The sequence below is a fragment of the Streptomyces sp. NPDC087901 genome (assembly GCF_044742205.1).
Lineage (GTDB): Bacteria > Actinomycetota > Actinomycetes > Streptomycetales > Streptomycetaceae > Streptomyces.
The window spans coordinates 1-20956 of the sequence record NZ_JBIUUC010000029.1 but is presented as its reverse complement, the minus strand read 5'-3'; the positions used below and the strand labels follow the sequence as shown (position 1 = coordinate 20956).

4 protein-coding genes are annotated in these 20956 nt (G+C 72.5%); 3 read left to right on the top strand and 1 reads right to left on the bottom strand.

The features are described from left to right. Positions 1-3 precede the first annotated feature (3 nt). A complete protein-coding gene (locus tag ACIOEW_RS39765; RefSeq protein ID WP_401970325.1) occupies positions 4-201 on the bottom strand; it encodes an acyl carrier protein in 198 nt (65 codons plus the stop codon). Positions 202-825: 624 nt separating this feature from the next. Between ACIOEW_RS39765 and ACIOEW_RS39760 the strand changes: the two genes are divergently transcribed. The 3 genes from ACIOEW_RS39760 to ACIOEW_RS39750 form a co-directional block, all read left to right on the top strand. Further along, positions 826-11469 (top strand): beta-ketoacyl synthase N-terminal-like domain-containing protein, encoded by a 10644-nt coding sequence (locus ACIOEW_RS39760; protein WP_401970323.1) that lies wholly within the window; start codon positions 826-828, stop codon positions 11467-11469. 231 nt (positions 11470-11700) lie between these two features. Beyond that, positions 11701-16557 (top strand): type I polyketide synthase, encoded by a 4857-nt coding sequence (locus tag ACIOEW_RS39755; protein WP_401970321.1) that lies wholly within the window; start codon positions 11701-11703, stop codon positions 16555-16557. 48 nt (positions 16558-16605) lie between these two features. Beyond that, on the top strand, positions 16606-20956 hold a 4351-nt coding region (locus ACIOEW_RS39750), incomplete at its 3' end, for a type I polyketide synthase (protein ID WP_401970318.1).

Genomic DNA, 20956 nt, shown 5'->3' with positions numbered 1-20956 from the left:
CCCTCAGCGCAGACGTTGCAGCGAGTCCCAGAGAACGTCCGGGGTCTTGAATATCTCCAGGGAGAGCGCCTCGTCGCGGAAGTGCACGTCGTACGCGGATTCGAGGCCCGCGAGCAGCTCGATCATGCCCAGCGAGTCGAGACCGAAATCACGCATTTCCATGTCCCCGGTGATCGGCTCGTCCGGGGGAAGGAAGGACATCTGCTTCCGAAGGAGAATATCGAACTGCTCATCCCACATGATGACTCCGGTTCAGGCGCGAAGGGGTGGATGGTCGTTCCGGGATCGCCGGACCGCACCGGCCCCCGGCACAGAACTGCCTGCGGGCAGCGACGGAAGTACCGAGGAGACCGCCCGATGGGTGGCAGTGCGGAAAAGAATGGACGGGCCGGAACGGAGACGGGAAACAGCCGGCCGCCCACATGCCCGGCAGGAATGGGGTACCGGGCCCCGACGGTAGTCCCGGCGGGCCCGGACCAGTACCCCTATCCGCCCCTATGAAGGCGCCGCAACGAAGCCGCCCTCGGCTGCGCGCCTGGCGCAATCCGCTCGCGGCCGCGCCCTCCCTCGCAGGTGAGACCGGCCGGGCGGCGCCCCGGTCAGCCGTTCGCCGCCCGCCGGGACCGTCCCCTGACCCCACCCTGGCTCTGGGGTGACCGGGGTCGGGCAGGGGCCCGATTGTGGGGACCCCGGGCACGACTAAGGGGTGGGCAACAGGTCCATCGGCACCGTAATTTTCCGAGTGGCCCCACTCTTCATTCTTGATTCCGCCATTCGCTCGGGTCCGCGGTCCGCTGAACGTCATGACACAGGAGGGCATGCTCGGTGAGTAACGAGGAAAAACTTCTCGAGTATCTGCGCCGGGCGACAGCCGACTTGCGCGACATGCGTAAAAGGCTCGCTGCCGCCGAACGCAAGTCCAGCGGCGAGCCGATGGCGATCGTGGGGATGGCGTGTCGTTATCCGGGTGGTGTGGGTTCTCCGGATGAGTTGTGGGATCTGGTGGCGGAGGGCCGGGACGGTGTGTCGGGGTTTCCGGTGGATCGTGGGTGGGATGTGGAGGGGCTTTACGATCCGGAGCCGGGGAAGCCGAATCGTACGGTGACGCGTGAGGGTGGTTTCCTGTATGACGCGGCTGATTTCGATGCCGGGGTGTTCGGGATTTCGCCGCGTGAGGCGTTGGGGATGGATCCGCAGCAGCGGTTGTTGCTGGAGGCGTCCTGGGAGGCTGTGGAGAGTGCGGGGATCGATCCTCTCTCTCTGAAGGGCAGCAGGACCGGTGTCTTCGCCGGCGTCATGTACCACGACTACGCCCTGGGAACCGAGGCCGCCGCCACGACCGGTGGCAGCCTCGTATCGGGCCGCGTCTCCTACACCCTTGGTCTCGAAGGACCGTCGGTCACGGTGGACACGGCGTGCTCGTCGTCGCTGGTCGCCCTGCACCTGGGCGCCCAGGCGCTGCGGTCCGACGAATGCTCGATGGTGCTGGTCGGTGGCGTCACGGTGATGCCGACGCCGGACATGTTCCTCTACTTCAGCCACCAGCGCGGTATGGCGAAGGACGGCCGCTGCAAGTCCTTCGCCGCCGATGCCGACGGAACCGGCTGCTCGGAGGGCGTCGGCGTCCTCATGCTGGAGCGCCTTTCGGACGCCCAGCGGAACGGGCACCCGGTGCTTGCCGTCGTCCGGGGTAGCGCGATCAACCAGGACGGCGCCTCCAGCAGCATGACGGCGCCGAACGGTCCGTCGCAGCAGCGGGTGATCCGCGCGGCACTGGAGGGCGCGGGACTGACCGCCACGGACGTGGATCTGGTGGAGGCCCACGGGACCGGGACCCGGTTGGGCGACCCGATCGAGGCTCAGGCGTTGCTGGCGACGTACGGGCAGGGGCGTCCGGAGGGCGACCCGCTGTGGCTGGGCTCGCTGAAGTCGAACCTGGGCCACACCCAGGCCGCCGCCGGTGTTGGTGGTGTCATTAAGGCGGTGCAGGCGATTCGGCATGGTGTGTTGCCGAAGACGTTGCATGTGGATGTGCCGACGCCGCAGGTGGACTGGGCTGCGGGTGCGGTGGAGTTGTTGACGGAGTCGCGTGTGTGGCCGGAGCGGGATCGTCCGCGTCGGGTGGGTGTGTCGTCGTTCGGTCTGAGTGGGACGAACGCGCACGTGATTGTGGAGCAGGCTCCGGTGGTCGAGGAGCCGGAGGCGGTTGCTACCGCTGAACTGCCGGTGGTTCCGGTCGTGCTGTCGGCGCGGAGTGAGGCGGGTCTGTCGGCGCAGGCCGGGAAGCTGCTGAAGCAGCTGGAGGCCTCCTCTTCTCTGTTGGATGTGGGTTTTTCGTCGGTGGTGTCGCGTGCGGTGCTGGAGCAGCGTGCGGTGGTGGCGGCGTCGGATCGTGAGGAGCTGGTGCGGGGTCTGACCGCACTGGTCACGGGTGAGCCGTCCTCGTCGGTGGTGCGGGGGTCGGTGCGGCCGGCGGGCAAGGTTGCTTTCCTGTTCACGGGCCAGGGCGCACAACGGCTTGGTATGGGGCGGGATTTGTATGGGGCGTTTCCGGTGTTCGCGGAGGCGTTCGATGCGGTGGTGGCTGAGTTGGATGCTCGGCTGGGTGTGAGTCTGCGTGAGGTGGTGTGGGGTGAGGATGTCGGTCTGCTGAACGGGACGATGTTCGCTCAGGCGGGGTTGTTCGCGGTGGAGACGGCGTTGTTCCGGCTGGTGGAGTCATGGGGCGTGCGTCCGGACTTCCTGGTCGGTCATTCCGTCGGTGAGATCGCGGCCGCGCACGTCTCGGGCGCTCTGTCGCTGGCGGATGCGGCGGAATTGGTGGTGGCGCGTGGTCGGTTGATGCAGGCGCTTCCTTCCGGTGGGTCGATGGTGGCGGTGGAGGCGGCGGAGGCTGAGGTGCTTCCGTTGTTGAACGGTGAGGTGGGGATCGCGGCGGTCAACGGTCCGCGTTCCGTGGTCGTTTCGGGTGCTGAGGTGGCGGTTGCTGATCTGGTGGAGAAGTTTGCCGGTCAGGGGCGCAGGACGAGTGTGTTGCGGGTGTCGCATGCGTTCCATTCGCCGTTGATGGAGCCGATGTTGGCGGAGTTCGGGGCGGTGGTGGCCGGGCTGTCGTTCGGTGTGCCGTCGATTCCGGTGGTGTCGGGTGTGTCCGGGGATCTGTCGGAGGGCTGGGGTTCGCCGGAGTACTGGGTGCGGCATGTCCGCGAGGCGGTGCGGTTCGCGGATGCGGTGTCGTTCGTGGTGTCGCGGGGTGTGACGTCGTTCGTCGAGGTCGGTCCTGATGGTGTGCTGAGCGGGATGGCGCAGCAGTCGGTGGATGCGGAGTCGGCGGTGGTCTTCGTCCCGCTGGTTCGTAAGGGCCGCCCCGAGGTGGCCTCGGCCGTTGCTGCGCTGGGTCAGCTGCATGTGGCGGGTGTTCCGGTGGACTGGGCCCGGTTCTACGAGGGCTCGGGTGCCCGCCGCGTCGATCTGCCGACCTACGCCTTCCAGCGCGAGCGGTACTGGATGGAAGCGGAACTCGGCGGGCTCGACGCGGGTTCGTTGGGGCTGGACCGGCCCGGCCACCCGTTGCTCGGTGCCGCCGTCACTCTTCCCGGAACGGACGGGCCCGTGCTGACGGGCCGGCTGTCCCTCGACAGTCAGCCGTGGCTTGCCGACCACCGGATGGGCACGTCCGTCCTGTTCCCCGGTACGGGCCTGGTGGAGCTGGCGCTCTGCGCCGGCGCGCAGGTCGGATGCGATGTGCTCGACGAGCTGACCCTCCAGGCACCCCTGGTGCTGCCGCCCCGCGGTGGCGTCCAGGTCCGGGTCCTGGTGGGGGCCGACGACGGTACCGGCGCCAGGAGCGTCACCGTGCACGCGCGGGACGAGGACGAAGAAGCGGGCGACACACCGTGGACCCTGCACGCCGACGGTGTGCTGCTCCCGGACGCGCCGGCATCCGGCTTCGACGCCGCCGTCTGGCCCCCTGAGGGCGCCTCTCCGGTGGAACTTGACGATGTATACGCCCGGTTGGCCGTGCAGGGGTACGACTACGGACCGGTGTTCCAGGGGTTGGAAGCGGTCTGGCGGCGCGACGGCGAGATCTTCGCGGAGGTGGCCCTCCCCGAGGCGGCGGCCCAGGACGCCGAGCACTACGGCCTGCACCCCGCCCTGCTCGACGCCGCGCTCCACGCCTCACTCCTCGACGGGGCTGACGCCATGCCCGGCGACGAGGGAACGGCGCAGCTTCCCTTCGCGTGGAAGGGCGTTCGCCTCCACGCCACGGGCGCGGCCCGGCTCCGGGTGAGGATCGCACCATCGGGTGCCGACAGCATCACCGTGGACGGCGCGGACACCGAAGGACGCCCCGTGTTCTCCGTGGGCGCCCTCGTCACCCGGCCGGTGTCCGTCGCGGCCACGACAGGAACGGCACAACGCGGTTCCCTGTACTCCCTGCGATGGACGCCGCTCACGCCGGCGGCTGCTCCCGACGTCGTGGCCGTGCCCTGGGACGACCGGAACAGCGGCTCCGTGCCCGAGGCCGCCGTGCTCGTCTGGGACTGCCCGCCGCCCGTCGGCGACATGGTGCCCGGGGCCCATGATCTGACCGCCCTCGCCCTCGGTGTCGTACAGGAGTGGCTGACGGACGAGCGGTTCGCATCCAGCAGGCTGCTCGTGGTCACCCGGGGAGCGGTCGCCCTTCCGGGCGAGACGCTCACGCATCCGGCGGCTGCGGCCGTCGCCGGTCTGGTGCGGTCTGCGCAGACCGAGAATCCCGGGCGGATCCTGCTCACCGACACCGACACCGACAGCATCGTCACGCTGGACGTGGCCGCGGTGGTCGCCTCCGGCGAGCCCGAGTCGGCGTTCCGGGAAAGCGGCGTGTGGGTGCCCCGGCTGGTGCGCGTCCCGACGGTACAGGAGACGACGGACCGTGCCCCGTTCGGCGGCGACGACGCGACCGTGCTGGTCACCGGCGGTACGGGCACGCTCGGCGCCCTCGTGGCCCGTCACCTCGTCACCGTGCACGGCGTCCGACGCCTGGTGCTCACCGGCCGCCGCGGACTCGACGCACCGGGAGCCGCCGAACTGGGTGCCGAACTGGCGGGTCTGGGCGCCGAGGTCACCGTCGCCGCGTGCGACCTCGCCGACCGGGAGGCAGTCCGCACCCTGCTGACCTCGCACCCGCCGACAGCGGTCGTCCACTGCGCGGGGGTGCTGGAAGACGCGACCCTCGGCTCGCTCACCGCCGGCCGGCTGGCCCGCGTACTGCGGCCGAAGATCGACGCGGCGTGGCACCTCCACGAACTGACGGAACGTCTGGACCTCTCCGCGTTCGTTCTCTTCTCGTCCGTCGCCGGTGTCCTCGGCAATCCGGGGCAGGCCAACTACGCCGCCGGTAACGCCTTCCTTGATGCCCTCGCCGTCCTGCGCCAGGGGCTCGGCCTGCCGGGGCAGTCGCTCGCGTGGGGGCTGTGGGCCGACGGCGACGGCATGGCGAGCGGGCTGGACGGCACCGATCTGCGACGCATGAGCCGCTCCGGCGTGGAACCCCTCGTGCCGGCCCACGCACTGGCACTGCTGGACGAGGCCGGGCAGTCGGACGAAGCACTGCTCCTCCCGGTCCGCCTCGACCTCAGGACCCTGCGCGCGGCGGAGCCGCCTTCGCCCATCCTGTCCGGCCTGGTACACCGCAAGGCGCGGGCCACCTCCGCCGTACCCGCCCGGCAGCCCCGGTCCGGCCTGGCCGCCCTGGCGCCCAAGGAGCGGCTGCGCGCTCTGCTCGACCTCGTACGGGCGCAGGTGGCCTCCGTACTCGGTCACGGATCGGCGGCCGACGTGGAGCCCGGCCGGGCCTTCACCGAGATCGGGTTCGACTCCCTGACCGCGATGGAGCTGCGTAACCAGCTCGCCTCCGCGACCGGGCTGAGGCTGCCCGCCACTCTGGTCTTCGACCACCCCAACGCCCGCGCCGTCGCAGGGCATCTGGACACCCTGCTCGCGGGCGACCGCACCACCGCCGCCGCCGCGGTCGCCGCGCCGTCCGCCGACGACGACCCCGTGGTCATCGTCTCCATGGCCTGCCGCTATCCCGGCGGGGTGCGCTCACCCGAAGACCTGTGGCGGCTCGTCGACGACGGTGTCGACGCCATCACCGAGTTCCCCAGCAACCGGGGCTGGGACCTGGAACGGCTCTACGACCCCGAGTCCGCCCGGCCCGGCACCTGCTACGTGCGCCACGGTGGATTCCTGCACGACGCCGCCGACTTCGACCCCGGCTTCTTCGGGATCAGCCCGAACGACGCGCTGACCAGTGACCCGCAGCACCGGCTGATGCTGGAGGTCGCGTGGGAGGCGATGGAGCGGGCGACGATCGACCCGCTGTCGCTCAAGGGCACCGCGACCGGTGTCTTCACCGGCACGATGTACCACGACTACGCGGGCAACAGCGCCGCCGGATCGCTGGGCCCCGGCCGCGTCTCGTACACCTTCGGTCTCGAAGGGCCCTCGTTGGCCGTCGACACCGCGTGCTCGTCGTCCCTGGTCGCGCTGCACCTGGCCGCCCAGGCCGTGCGGTCGGGCGAGTGCGGGCTGGCCCTGGTCGGCGGTGTGACCGTCATGTCGACCCCCGAGACGTTCATCGAGTTCGCCCGGCAGCGCGGGCTGTCCCGCGACGGCCGGTGCCGCTCGTTCTCCTCGGCCGCCGACGGCGCCGCCTGGTCCGAGGGCGCGGGCGTGCTCGTGATCGAGCGGCTCTCCGACGCCCGCCGCAACGGACATCCGGTCCTGGCCGTCCTGCGCGGCAGCGCCGTCAACCAGGACGGTGCCAGTAACGGGCTCATGGCCCCCAACGGCCCGTCCCAGCAGCGCGTCATCCGACAGGCACTCGCCAACGCGGGGCTCGGCGCCGCCGACGTGGACGCCGTCGAAGCGCACGGCACCGGGACCACCCTGGGCGACCCCATCGAGGCACAGGCACTGCTCGCCACCTACGGCCAGGACCGCGTCGAGGGCAGGCCGCTGTACCTCGGCTCGATCAAGTCGAACATCGGGCACGCCCAGGCCGCCGCCGGCATCGCCGGGGTGATCAAGATGGTCGAAGCGATGCGGCACGGTGTCCTGCCGACCTCCCTCCACCTGGACGAGCCCTCGTCCCAGGTCGACTGGGAGACGGGTGACGTCACCCTGCTGACGGAGCCGCGCCCCTGGCCCGAACTGGACCGTCCGCGCCGGGCGGGAATCTCGTCGTTCGGTATCAGCGGCACCAACGCCCACGTGATCATCGAGGCGCCGACGGCCGATCGCCGTGCCGCAGCGGAAACCGGGGCAGAGGCCGCCCCCGACGCCACACCCGAGCCCATCCCCGCCCCCGACGCTGCCGCCGCTGAGCACGCCACCCCCGTGCCGTGGCTCCTGTCGGCCCGCGACCCCGAGGGCATCGCCCGCCAGGCCGGACGGCTGCTGGCCCACCTGGAGACCCGGCCCGACGCGACCGCACTCGATGTCGCGCACTCCCTGGCCACCACCCGCACCCCCCTGGAACAGCGCGCCGCGCTCCTGGTCACCGACCGCGCACAGGCCCTGCGCGACCTGGCGGTCCTCGCGGAGGGCGGCTCCACCGCCTCGCTCCTGGCGGCGCAGGACACCGGACGCACCGGCGGTGGACCGACCGCATTCCTTTTCTCGGGCCAGGGCTCCCAACGTCTCGGCATGGGTGAGCGGCTGCACCGCACCCACCCCGTCTTCGCGCGGGCCTTCGACGAGGCCGTCGCCGCGCTCGACCTCCACCTGGACCGGCCGCTCGCCGCCGTCGTCCGCGAGGACGAAGCCGCGCTGAACCGCACCGGGTACACGCAGGCCGCACTGTTCGCCTTCGAGGTGGCCCAGTTCCGGCTCATGGAGTCATGGGGCGTCCGCCCCGACCTCCTCGCCGGTCACTCCATCGGCGAACTGGTCGCCGCCCACGTCTCCGGAGCCCTGTCGCTGCCGGACGCCGCACGGCTGGTCGCCGCGCGCGGCCTGCTGATGCAGGCGCTGCCGGAGGGCGGGGCCATGGCCGCGCTGCGGGCGAGCGAGGACGAGGTGGCACCGCTTCTCACCGGTGAGGTCGCCGTCGCCGCCGTCAACGGCCCCGAGTCCGTCGTCGTGTCGGGCACGGCGGCCGCCGTACGGGCCGTGACGGACCACTTCGTGGCGCTGGGCCGCTCGGCCAAGCCGCTCCGGGTGTCACACGCCTTCCACTCTCCGCTGATGGAACCCATGCTGGCCGACTTCGCGCGTGCCGCCGCGGGGATGACGGTGACCGAGCCGTCCGTCCCGCTCATCTCCACCCTGACCGGGCGTGCGGTCACGGCCGCCGACCTCGCCGACCCCGCGCACTGGGTCAGTCACGTACGGGAAGCCGTCCGGTTCGCCGACGCCGTACGCACCCTGGACGAGGCGGGTGTCACCACGTACCTGGAGATCGGTCCGGACGCGGCACTGGCCGCCCTCGGCCCCGCCTGCCTGCCCGAGACGACCACTGCCGCGTTCCTGCCGCTCTCCCGCCGCGACCGCGACGAGGCGGCGGAACTGGTGGGAGCCCTCGCGCTCGCCCACGTACGCCATGTCCCGGTCGACTGGGCGGAGTTCTTCGCCGGAAGCGGGGCGCGCCGCATCGACCTGCCGACGTACGCGTTCCGTCGCGAGCCCTTCTGGGCGCTGCCCGAGCGGGCCGGGGCCGATCTCACCGCCGCCGGCCTCGGCACGACGGAACACCCGCTGCTCGGCGCGGTCGTGGCGCTCCCCGACGGGGGCGCCCTGCTGACCGGCCGGCTGAACCGGTCCGAACTGCCCTGGCTCGACGACCACGACCTGCTGGGGACCCCCGTCCTGCCCGCCGCGGCTTTCGCCGACCTCGCCCTTAGTGCCGGAACGGAGACGGGCTGCCCCCGCCTGGACGAGCTGACCGTGACGGCGCAACTGCCGCTCACGGCCGGCCCCGGCGCAGCATTGCGCGTCACCGTCGGAGCGCCCGCGGACGATGGCCGTCGTACGGTCGACATCCACTCCAGGACACCCGGTGCACAGGCGGGAGACGACGACGCGGCCTGGATCGGGCACGCCCGGGGCGTCCTCGCCCCGCCCACCGCCGAGCCGACCGGGGAAACGGCAGCCTGGCCGCCGCCCGGCGCCACCCCGGTGGACCCGGACAGCCTGTACGACCGGCTGTTCGCCGTCGGCCACGGGCACGGCCCGGCCTTCCGTACCCTCGGCGCCGCCTGGCGGCGCGGGGACGAACTCTTCGCCGACGCCGTACTCGACGAGAGCACGGCCGGCGAGCAGTGCGCGCTGCACCCCGCCCTGCTCGATGGCGCTGTCCAGCTGGCCCGCTTCGGAGCCCTGCCCGCCGGTGCGGAGCCCGACGGCGACGCGCCACTGAGCCCCGCGGCCTGGACCGGCGTACAGGTGCACCGCACCGGCGCCACCGAACTGCGGATACGGGTCCGGCCGACCGGCCGGGGCCGCGCGTCGTTCGACATCGCGGACGTTCAGGGGCGGCCCGTACTGACCGCCGAGGACGTCGCGTGGAAGCCCGTCACCCCCGCCGACCTGACCAACGGCGGTCCCCTGGGGGCGCTGTACCGGCTGGAGTGGGCACCCGCGCCCGTCGACATCGCCGACCTCGGATCCAGGACCGCCGTGCTCGCCGCCGCCGGACCCCTCGACGACCCGCGCACCGGCCTCCCCTTCCCGGCCTTCGACCCGCGCGACCCCCAGGACGGGGACGCCCCGGACTTCGTCCTGCTGCCCCTGCCCGCCCCGGCCGGCGACGCACCGGAAGCCGTACGTACTCACACCGCCGAAGTCCTGGCGCACCTGCGGGAGTTCCTCCGCCACGCGCCGGACGGCGGACCGACCAGGCTGGTCGTCGTCACCCGGCACGCAGTCGCGGCGGGGGACGAGGCGCCGGACGTCCGGCACTCGGCCGTATGGGGCCTCGTCCGGGCCGCGCAGAGCGAGCACCCCGGCCGGTTCGTCCTCGCCGACGTGGACGGGCTGGACACCTCGGCGACCGTGCTGCCGGACGCGCTCGCCACCGGCGCCGACGAACTCGCCGTCCGGGGCGGCACCGTACTCGTCCCGAGGCTGGTCCCGGCGGAGCCGGGCGCCGACGCGACGGCTCTCCGGCCCGGGGGCACGGTGCTCGTCACCGGCGGACTTTCCGCAACGGGCGCCGCGCTGGCCCGCCACCTCGTCACCGCACACGGCGCCGGCCGCGTCCTCGTCGCCGGCGGAGGCGCCGCACCCGGAGCGACGGACGCGCTCACCGACGGCACCGATGCCGAACTGGTCGTCAGCGACTGCGACCCCGCCGACCGCGCCGCGCTCGCCGCACTGCTGGCCGGGATCCCCGAAGGCCGGCCGCTCACCGCCGTCGTCCACACGGGACCCGCAGGGGAGAACACCCCGATCGGCGAAGGCACCCCGCACCTCCTGGGCGAAGCCCTGCGCCACCATGCCGACGTCGCCTGGAACCTGCACGAACTCACCACCGGCCTCGACCTGCCGGCCTTCGTCCTGCTCACCTCGACCCACGGCCTCGTCCACGGAGCCGGAGCGGCCCACCACGCCGCCGCGCACACCTTCCTGGACGCCCTCGCCCGGCACCGGCACACCCTCGGCCTCCCCGCCACGGCCGTCGCACTCGTCCCGGGGCACGCCACCACCGACCCCGCGGACGAGCCCGGCTCACACGCGGCCGGCACCGGGCTCCTGCCGCTGACCACCGAGCGCACCACGGCTCTCCTCGACGAGGCGCTGCGCACCCGAACTGCCTCCCTGCTCGCCCTCCACCCCGACCAGGGCGTCCTGCGCTCCCGGGCCGGCCATCTGCCACCCGTGCTCGACACCCTGGTCCGCACCCCCGGCCGCGCCGGAACCCTGCCGGGCACCGGCCTCTCCGCCGCGGCAGACCTGCGCCGACGCCTCGCCGGGCGGGGCGAGGACGAACGGGGCCGCATCCTGCTGGAGCTGGTCCGCTCGCACGTGGCCACGCTGCTCGGCCACCCCACGCCCGAAGCGGTCGGCGCCGACCGGGCGTTCCAGGACCTCGGCTTCGATTCACTGGCCGCCGTCGAACTGCGCCGCCGGCTCGGCAGCGCCACCGGTCTGAGCCTTCCCGCCAGCCTCGTCTTCGACCACCCGGACTCCCGCGCCGTCGCGGCCCACCTCACCGGACTGATCGGCGACGGATCCGACGAACAGGACGCCTCCGGAGCACTGTTGGAGATGCTCGACCAGCTCGACGCGAGCCTCACCGCCGCACGGCCCGATGCCGGGGACCACCCGCGCATCACCTCCCGCCTGGAGGCGCTGCTGCGCCGCTGGCACGACACCCACGGCGACGGTGCCGCCCGCGCCGGGGACGAGGACGACGCACTCGACTCGGTCACCGACGACGAGCTGTTCGACGTGCTCGACCAGGAGATCGGACTCCTCTAGTGCCCCCATCCACAGGCCCGTCGGACCGACCGGAGCCCCGCCCGACAGGGCCGTCGCACCCGTCGCACCCGTCGGAGCTCGTCCCGACAGAACCGTCGGATCCGTCGGCGCCCCGCCCCGACACCGCGCCCACCACCGACACGCTCTGCCCCGTCGCGCACACCATCGCCGGTCACGGCACCGGTTCCGCCGGCACGGCTGACACCCGCACCGAGATTGGTTGAGGTACAGATGGCAACCCAGGACAAGCTTCGCGACTACCTCCAGCGGGCCACGGCCGACCTGCGGCAGGTGAAGCGCCGTCTGAGGGAGGCCGAGGCCAGGGAACACGAGCCGATGGCCATCATCGGCATGAGCTGCCGCTACCCCGGCGGCGTGACCTCACCCGACCAGCTGTGGGACCTCGTGGCCGAGGGCCGGGACGGCATCACGCCCTTTCCGGTCAACCGGGGCTGGGACGTTGACGGGCTGTACGACCCCGAACCCGCCACGCCCGGACACACGTACGCCCGCGAGGGCGGTTTCCTCCACGAGGCCGACCGGTTCGACGCCGACTTCTTCAGGATGAGCCCCAAGGACGCCCGCGAGACCGACCCCCAGCAGCGGCTGCTGCTGGAGACGTCATGGGAGGCGCTGGAGCACGCCGGAGTGGACCCGCTCTCCCTCAAGGGCTCCCTCACCGGCGTGTTCGCCGGTGTCGTCTACCACGACTACGCCACCGACGGCGGCACCGGCGGCCTGGCCAGCGTCGCCTCCGGACGTGTCTCCTACACCCTCGGACTCCAGGGCCCGGCCGTCACCGTCGACACCGCCTGCTCCTCCTCCCTCGTCGCACTCGACTGGGCGGTCAAGTCGCTGCGTACGGGCGAGTGCGACCTGGCCCTCGTCGGCGGCGTCACCGTGATGGCCACACCCACCTCGTTCGTCGGCTTCAGCCAGGAACGCGGCCTCGCCCCCGACGGCCGCTGCAAATCCTTCGCAGCGGCCGCCGACGGCACCGGCTGGGGCGAAGGCGTCGGCATGCTCGTCGTCGAACGGCTCAGCGAAGCCCAGCGCAACGGACACCGCGTGCTCGCGGTGGTGCGGGGCAGCGCCGTCAACTCCGACGGAGCCAGCAACGGCCTCACCGCACCCAACGGTCCCGCACAGCAACGGCTCATCCACCAGGCCCTCGCAGCCGCCCAGCTCACCGCCGACCAGGTCGACGCGGTCGAGGCACACGGCACCGGCACCACACTCGGCGACCCGATCGAGGCGCAGGCACTGCTCGCCACGTACGGCCAGGGCCGCCCCGCCGACCACCCGCTGTGGCTCGGCTCGGTCAAGTCGAACATCGGGCACGCCCAGGCCGCCGCAGGCGTCGGCGGAATCATCAAGATGGTGCAGGCCATGCGTCACGGCATCCTGCCCCGCACCCTCCACGTGGACGGCCCGACGCCGAACGTCGACTGGACCACGGGCAACATCTCCCTGCTCACCGAGGCCATCGCCTGGCCCGACCGCGGACGCCCCCGCCGCGCCGCCGTCTCCGCCTTCGGGCTCAGCGGTACCAACGCCCACGTCATCATCGAGGAGGCGCCCGCGGCCGAGGTGGGCGAACCGGAAGCCCCGCCCACCGTGACGTCCTCGCTGATCCCGCTGCCGCTCTCCGCCAAGACACCCGAAGCCCTCACGGCGCAGGCGGAGCGCCTTCTCGCCCATGTGGAGGCTCACCCCGACGAGTCGCTGGTGGACTTGGGGTATTCGTTGGCGACGACGCGTGCGGTGTTGGATCACCGTGCGGTGGTGCTGTCCGCGGATCGTGGGGCGGTGGTGCGTGCGTTGTCGGATCTGGTGGCGGGCCGGGAGTGTGCGGATGTTGTCACTTCGGCGGGTTCTTCGGTGGAGGGTCTGACGGCTTTCCTGTTCACGGGTCAGGGCGCGCAGCGGCTGGGTATGGGCCGGGAGTTGTACGGGGCGTTTCCGGTGTTCGCGGAGGCGTTCGATGCGGTGCTCGCGGAGTTGGATGCCCGGTTGGGTGTGAGTCTGCGTGAGGTGGTGTGGGGTGAGGACGCCGGTCTGCTGAACGGGACGATGTTCGCGCAGGCGGGGTTGTTCGCGGTGGAGACCTCGCTGTTCCGGCTGGTGGAGTCCTGGGGCATGCGTCCGGACTTCCTGGTGGGCCATTCGGTCGGTGAGATCACCGCCGCGCATGTGTCGGGCGTGCTGTCGCTCACGGATGCGGCTGAACTGGTGGTGGCGCGGGGTCGGTTGATGCAGGCGCTTCCTGCCGGTGGGGTGATGGTGGCGGTGGCCGCTTCGGAGGACGAGGTGGCGCCGCTGCTGGGCGAAGGGGTGGCGCTGGCGGCGGTGAACGGTCCGTCGGCCGTGGTGGTGTCGGGGGCGGAGAAGGAGACGCTCGCGGTCGCGGAGCACTTCGCCGCGCTGGGGCGCCGGACGAAGCGGCTGACGGTGTCGCACGCCTTCCACTCACCGCTCATGGAACCCATGCTCGACGCGTTCCGGGACGTCGCCGGCCGGATGACGTACCACGCACCCCGACTGCCCGTCGTCTCCAACGTGACGGGCCGGCTCGCCGGACCCGACGAACTGACCTCGGCCGGCTACTGGGTCCGCCACGTCCGCGAAGCGGTCCGCTTCCGCGACGGCGTACGCACCCTGCACGCCGAAGGGGTCCGTGTACTCATCGAGATCGGCCCGGACGCGGCGCTCACCCCCATGGCGGCCGACTGTCTGACGCCCGCCGACGAAACCCTGTGCGTCCCCGTCCTGCGCCGCGCCCGCGACGAGGAACGCACCCTGATCACCGCCGTGGCCCAGGCCCACGCGCACGGCAGTGCCGTCGACTGGAACGGTCTCTTCGCGGGCCGGGGCGCCCGTCACGTCCCCCTCCCCACCTACCCCTTCCAGCGCCGCAGCCACTGGCTGGAGCGCCCAGCCGCCCAGGACACCACGGACAGGGCCGCCGACCCGGCCGGAGCCGCCTTCTGGGAGGCCGTCGACCGGCAGGACGTCGCCGCACTGGCCGGCCGGCTCTCGGTCACCGAGACGGCACTCGGCGAGGTGCTGCCCGCGATGGCGCGCTGGCGCCGGCTCCACCAGGAGAGGGCGGCTCTCGACAACCTCCGCTACCGCGTCGTCTGGCAGCCCGTCACCACGCCCGCCGCCCCCGCCACCGCGCTCGACGCCCCCTGGCTCGTCGCCGTCGCCGAAGGACAGGCCGACACCCCCACGGTCACCGCGGTCCTGGCCGCACTCATCGAACGCGGCGCCTCCCCGCACGTCATCGAAGCGGTCCCCGGACAGAGCCGTGCCGACCTCGCCGCCCGGCTCTCCGCGCAACCCGCCGCGGGCGTCCTTTCCCTGCTCGCCCTCGACGACCGCCCCGAACCCGCACACCCCCATCTCACCCGGGGACTCACCGCCACCGTCACCCTCGTGCAGGCCCTCGCCGACACCGCGGACGCCCCCAGGCTCTGGTGCGCCACGCAGTCGGCCGTCGCCACGTCCCGCTCCTCCGAGCTGACCGCCCCGGCACAGAGCCAGCTCTGGGGACTCGGCGGCGGCCTCGCCCTCGACCACCCCGACACGTGGGGCGGCACCGTCGACCTCCCCGCCGAACCGGGCTCCGCCGACCTGCACCGCCTCTGCGACGTGCTCTCGGGCGCCACCGGCGAGGACGCGGTGGCCCTGCGCGCCGACGGCGTCCTCGCCCGGCGCCTGGTCCGCGCCCCTCTGGGCGACCGCACCCCGGTCCGGGCCCGCCCGTCGCACGGCACCGCACTGATCACCGGCGGCACCGGCGGCCTCGGCGCCCACGTCGCCCGCATGCTCGCCGCCGACGGCATCCCGCACCTGCTGCTCCTCAGCCGGAACGGCGACGCGGCCGCCGGCGCCCGCGAACTGGCGGCCGAACTGGAGAAGGCCGGCACCCGGGTGACCCTCGCCGCCTGCGATGTCACCGACCGCGCCGCACTGGCCCGGGTCCTCGACGCCGTACCCGAGGACCTGCCCCTGACCACCGTCGTGCACGCCGCCGGTGCCATGCAGCGCATGGCACCACTCACCGAACTGACCGACGACGAGTTCGCGGCCGTCGGCCACGCGAAGGTCACCGGCGCCCAGCACCTCGACGACCTCCTCGGCGACCGTCCCCTCGACGCCTTCGTGCTCTTCTCCTCAGGCGCCGCCGTCTGGGGCAGCGCAGGACAGGCCGCCTACGCCGCCGCCAACGCCCACCTCGACGCCCTCGCGCACAGCCGCCGCGCCCGCGGACTCACCGCCACCTCCGTGGCCTGGAGTTCCTGGCAGGGCGGCATGGTCGACGCCGAACTCAGCGCCGTTATGGAACGCATCGGCGCACCCGCTATGGACCCCGACCTCGCCATCGGCGCACTGAAGCAGGCCCTGGAGCACGACGAGAGCCATCTCGTCGTCGCCGAGTTCGACTGGTCCCGCTTCGCCCCCACGTACACACTCGCCCGCCCCCGCCCGCTGCTCGACGCACTCGACGACGTGACGGAGATCCTCTCCGCCGAGCCGGACTCCGCGGCCTCCGGCGCGGACGGTCTGATGGCACGGCTCGCCGGCCTCTCCGTCGCCGAGCGCGGCCGTGCGCTGCTCGACCTCGTACGCACCCGCGTCGCGACCCTGCTCGGCTACGACGCACCCTCTCAGCTCGACCCGCAACGCGCCTTCGAGGACCTCGGCTTCGACTCCGTCGCCGCCGTGGAACTCCGCCAGGCACTGACCGCCGCCACCGGGACCCAGCTGCCCGCGACGCTGGTCTTCGACTACGCCACCCCCACCGCGCTCGCGGACCACCTGCACACCCGGCTCTTCCCCGACAGCGACGACACGGCGACGCCGATCCTCGCGGAGGTCGACCGGTTCGAGGAACTGGTCGGGGCCCTGGACATGGAGGAGATCCGCAGCAGCCGCATCACTTCACGGCTGCAGACCCTCCTCGACACCCTGACCACCCTCCAGAGCGGCGAAACGGGGGTGGCCGCCGTGCGGGACTCGCTCGACGAGGCCTCCGCCGACGACGTCCTCGCCTTCATCGACCAGGAACTCGGCCTCGCCTGACACGGGCACGCTGCCGGCATCTGACCCAAAGGACTCGGTGAGACCGATATGGCCAACGACGAGAAGATCCTCGACTACCTCAAAAAGGTGACCGCCGACCTGCACCGCACCCGGCGCCGCCTTCAGGACGCCGAGGCCGCTGCGCAGGAACCCATCGCCATCGTGGCCATGGGCTGCCGTTACCCCGGCGGAGTGACCACCCCCGAGGACCTGTGGCACCTGGTCGCCGAGGGCCGTGACGCCGTATCGGGCATGCCGGACGACCGGGGCTGGGACCTCGACCAGCTCATGGGCGAGGACGCCTCGCAGGCGGGCACCAGCTACGTCCACCAGGGCGGGTTCCTGCAGGGTGCGGGCGACTTCGACGCCGGGTTCTTCGGCATCGGCCCCATGGAGGCGGAGGCCACCGACCCGCAGCAGCGCCTCACCCTCGAAGTGGCCTGGGAGACCTTCGAACGGGCCGGAATCGACCCGGAGACCCTGCGCGGCGGCCGCGTCGGCGTCTACATGGGATCCGGGATCCAGGACTACGGTGACTTCCCGGAGGGCGTACCGGAGGTCGTCGAGGCCTACATGGCCACCGCGCGGGCCGCTTCCGTCATCTCCGGGCGCATCTCCTACACCCTCGGCCTCGAAGGCCCCTCCTTCACCGTCGACACCGCCTGCTCGTCGTCGCTCGTCGCCCTCCACCTCGCCGCACAGGCCCTGCGCCAGGACGAATGCAGCCTCGCCCTGGCCGGCGGCGTCATGGTCATGTCGACGCCCGCACCCTTCGTCGCCTTCAGCAAGCAGCGCGGCCTCGCGCCCGACGGACGGTGCAAGGCGTTCTCCGACAGCGCCGACGGCACCGGCTGGTCGGAGGGCGCGGGCATCGTCCTGCTGGAGCGCCTCTCCGACGCCCGCCGCAACGGGCACCCCGTGCTCGCCGTCATCCGCGGATCGGCCATCAACTCCGACGGGGCCTCCAACGGCCTCACCGCTCCCAGCGGCCCGTCCCAGCAGCGCGTCATCCGCCAGGCCCTCGCCAACGCACGCGTACCCGGCGCCCACGTCGACGTCGTCGAGGCCCACGGCACCGGCACCACGCTCGGCGACCCCATCGAGGCGCAGGCCCTGCTCGCCACGTACGGCCAGGACCGCACCGCCGAACAGCCCCTGCGGCTGGGCTCGCTCAAGGCCAACATCGGCCACGCCCAGGCGGCGGCGGGCGTCGGCGGCGTCATCAAGATGGTGATGGCCCTGCGCAACGGCCTGCTGCCCCGGACCCTGCACGTCGAGCAGCCCTCCACCCACGTCGACTGGACCTCCGGCAACGTCAGTCTGCTCACCGAGGCCGAACCCTGGGCGCAGCACGGCCACCCGCGTACCGCCGGTATCTCGGCGTTCGGGCTCAGCGGAACCAACGCCCACGTGATCCTCCAGGAAGCACCGGCGCCGGAACCCACGCCGGAACCCACGGCGGTACCCGCCGCGACCCCCGGTGCGACCGAGCCGGCGACGGAGCTCCGCCCCGCCCCCTTCACCTCGTCGCCCGCCCCGTTCCTCGTCTCCGGACGCAGCGCCGCGGGTCTGCGTGCCCAGGCGGGACGGCTGGCCTCCTTCGTACGGGACGGAGCCGGCGCCACCGCCCGCCCCCAGGACATCGGCCGCGCGCTGGTCGCCAACCGCACCGCGTTCGAGCACCGCGCCGTCGTCCTCGACACCGGGACCGCTGCGGGCGCGGACAGCACCGAGCCCAGCCCCCTGCTCACCGGCCTGGACGCCCTCGCGGAGGGCGGCAAGGCATCACACGTGATCCGCGGCACCGCCGCCGGGCCCGCCCAGGTCGCCTTCGTCTTCCCCGGCCAGGGCTCCCAGTGGGTCGGCATGGCCATCGAACTCCTGGCATCCTCAACGGTGTTCGCCGACCGGATGCGCGAGTGCGCCGACGCGCTGGCCCCCTTCACCGACTGGGACCTCCTCGACGTCGTCCACCAGCGCCCGGGAGCGCCCACCTTCGACGAGGTCGACGTCGTCCAGCCCGTCCTGTGGGCAGTCATGGTCTCCCTCGCGGCCCTCTGGCGCGCCTGCGGTGTGGAGCCCGCCGCCGTCGTCGGTCACTCCCAGGGAGAGATCGCGGCCGCCTGCGTCGCCGGAGCTCTCTCACTGGAGGACGGCGCCCGCGTCGTCGCGCTCCGCAGCAAGATCATCCGCCAGGACCTCGCCGGACGCGGCGGCATGATGTCGGTCGCGCTGCCCTCGGCCGATGCCGAGTCGGCGATGCGCGGCTGGGGCGACCGGCTCCAGATCGCCGTGGTCAACAGCCCCGCCTCCACCGTCGTGTGCGGCGAGACGGAGGCCCTCGACGAGCTGTACACCCACCTGGAGGCACAGGGCGTGCAGGCCCGCCGGATCCCGGTGGACTACGCCTCGCACTCGGTGTTCGTCGAGGAGATACGCGAGCGCCTCCTGGCCGAGATCACCGAGGTGACCCCCCGCCCGTCCACCACGACCTTCTACTCCACGGTGACCGGCGGCCCGCTCGACACCACCGCACTCGACGCCGGTTACTGGTACGAGAACCTGCGCCGCACCGTGCGCTTCGAGGACACCACCCGGGCCATGCTCGACGACGGGTTCACCCTCTTCGTGGAGGCCAGCCCCCACCCGGGCCTCTTCATCGCCATCGGTGAGACGGTCGCCGCGACATCGTCAGGCGCCACCGCCGTCGGATCGCTGCGCCGTCACAGCGGCGACCCGGCCCGGTTCGCCCTCTCGCTGGCCGAGGCCTACGTACACGGTGCCCCGGTCGACTGGAGCCTCTTCTACGACGACGCCGCGCCCACAGCCCGCGTGGAGCTGCCGACGTACGCCTTCCAGCGCGAGCGCTACTGGGTCACCGCGCCCAACGGTGCCGGCGACGTGCTGACCGCCGGACTCGAACCGGCCGGCCACCCGCTGCTCGGCGCACGGATATCGGCTCCGGACACGGACGCGCTCAGCCTGACGGGTCGGCTGTCCCTCGGCACGCACCCCTGGCTCGGCGACCACCGCGTGGGCGACTCCGCGTTCTTCCCCGGCACCGGGCACGTGGAACTCGCCATGTACGCAGGCGACCAGGTCGGCTGCCCCGTCATCGACGAACTGACCCTGGAGGCACCGCTGATCGTCCCCGAACGGGGCGGTGTGGCAGTACGAGTCACGGTCGGCACGGCAGGCGACGACAACCGCCGCCAGGTGACCGTGCACGCCCGCTCCGAGGACGGCGACCAGCCGTGGACGCGCCACGCGACCGGCGTCCTCGCGCCGGAGACCCCGGCGACGGGGGCGAGCGGGGCCGAGGACGCCGCCTGGGCATCGGGCCAGTGGCCTCCGGCCGGTGCGGAGCCGGTCGATCTGGACGGGTTCTACGACGGCATGGCCGAGGAGGGTCTGCGGTACGGTCCCGCCTTCCGCGGACTGAGCGGGGCCTGGCGCGCCGACGGCGACGTCTACGCCGAGGTCGCCCTGCCCACCGGAACGCCCGTGACCGACTTCCAGCTCCATCCGGCGTTGTTCGATGCTGCGTTGCATGGGGTGGCGTTGTCGGGTGCGGTGGGTGTGGGTGCTGCGTTGCCGTTTGCGTGGTCGGGTGTGTCGTTGGGTGTGGTGGGTGCGTCGGTGGTGCGGGTTCGGGTGTCGGTGGTGGGTGAGGGCCGGGTGTCGGTGGTGTTGGCCGATGCGGGTGGTGGTGTGGTGGCGTCGGTGGGTTCGTTGGTGCTGCGTTCGGTGGACGGTCAGCGGCGTGCGGTGGCGGAGTCGGGTGTGGCGGGGTCGTTGTTCGGGGTGGAGTGGCCCGAGGTCGCGCTGCCGGACGCGGGTGCCGTTGACGGTTTGACGGTGGGGCGTTGGGGTGACGTGGCGGGTTCGCCGACCGTCGTCGTGCCGGATGTGGTGGTGTTCGATTCGGTGCGCGACGGTGGGGTGGGCGTTGACTCGGCCGGTGGTGTGCGGGGTGCCGTGTGTGAGGTGTTGGGGGTGTTGCAGGAATGGCTGAGCGCTGAGCGGTTCGTGGACGCGCGGTTGGTGGTGCGGACGGTGGGTGCGGTCGCGTTGCCGGGTGAGGGTGTGGGTGATGTGGCCGGTGCGGCTGTGTGGGGGTTGGTGCGGTCGGCGCAGTCGGAGAATCCCGGGCGTGTGGTGCTGCTGGACGGCGAGCTGGATGACCTCGCCGAGGTGGCACGGGTGGTGGCGCTGGACGAGTCGCAGGTGGTGCTGCGCGAGGGCCGTGCGCACCAGGGCCGCTTGGTCCGCGTGACACAGCCGGCCGATGAGGACGGCGGCGTGGAGTTCGGCTCCGTTGGGACGGTGTTGCTGACGGGTGGTACAGGGACGTTGGGCCGTTTGTTCGCGCGTCATTTGGTGGTGGAGCGTGGGGTGC

Coding starts and splice junctions, on each gene's coding strand:
- ACIOEW_RS39755 (WP_401970321.1), top strand. CDS start 11,701: ATGGCAACCCAGGACAAGCTTCGCGACTACCTCCAGCGGGCCACGGCC.
- ACIOEW_RS39765 (WP_401970325.1), bottom strand. CDS start 201: ATGTCCTTCCTTCCCCCGGACGAGCCGATCACCGGGGACATGGAAATG.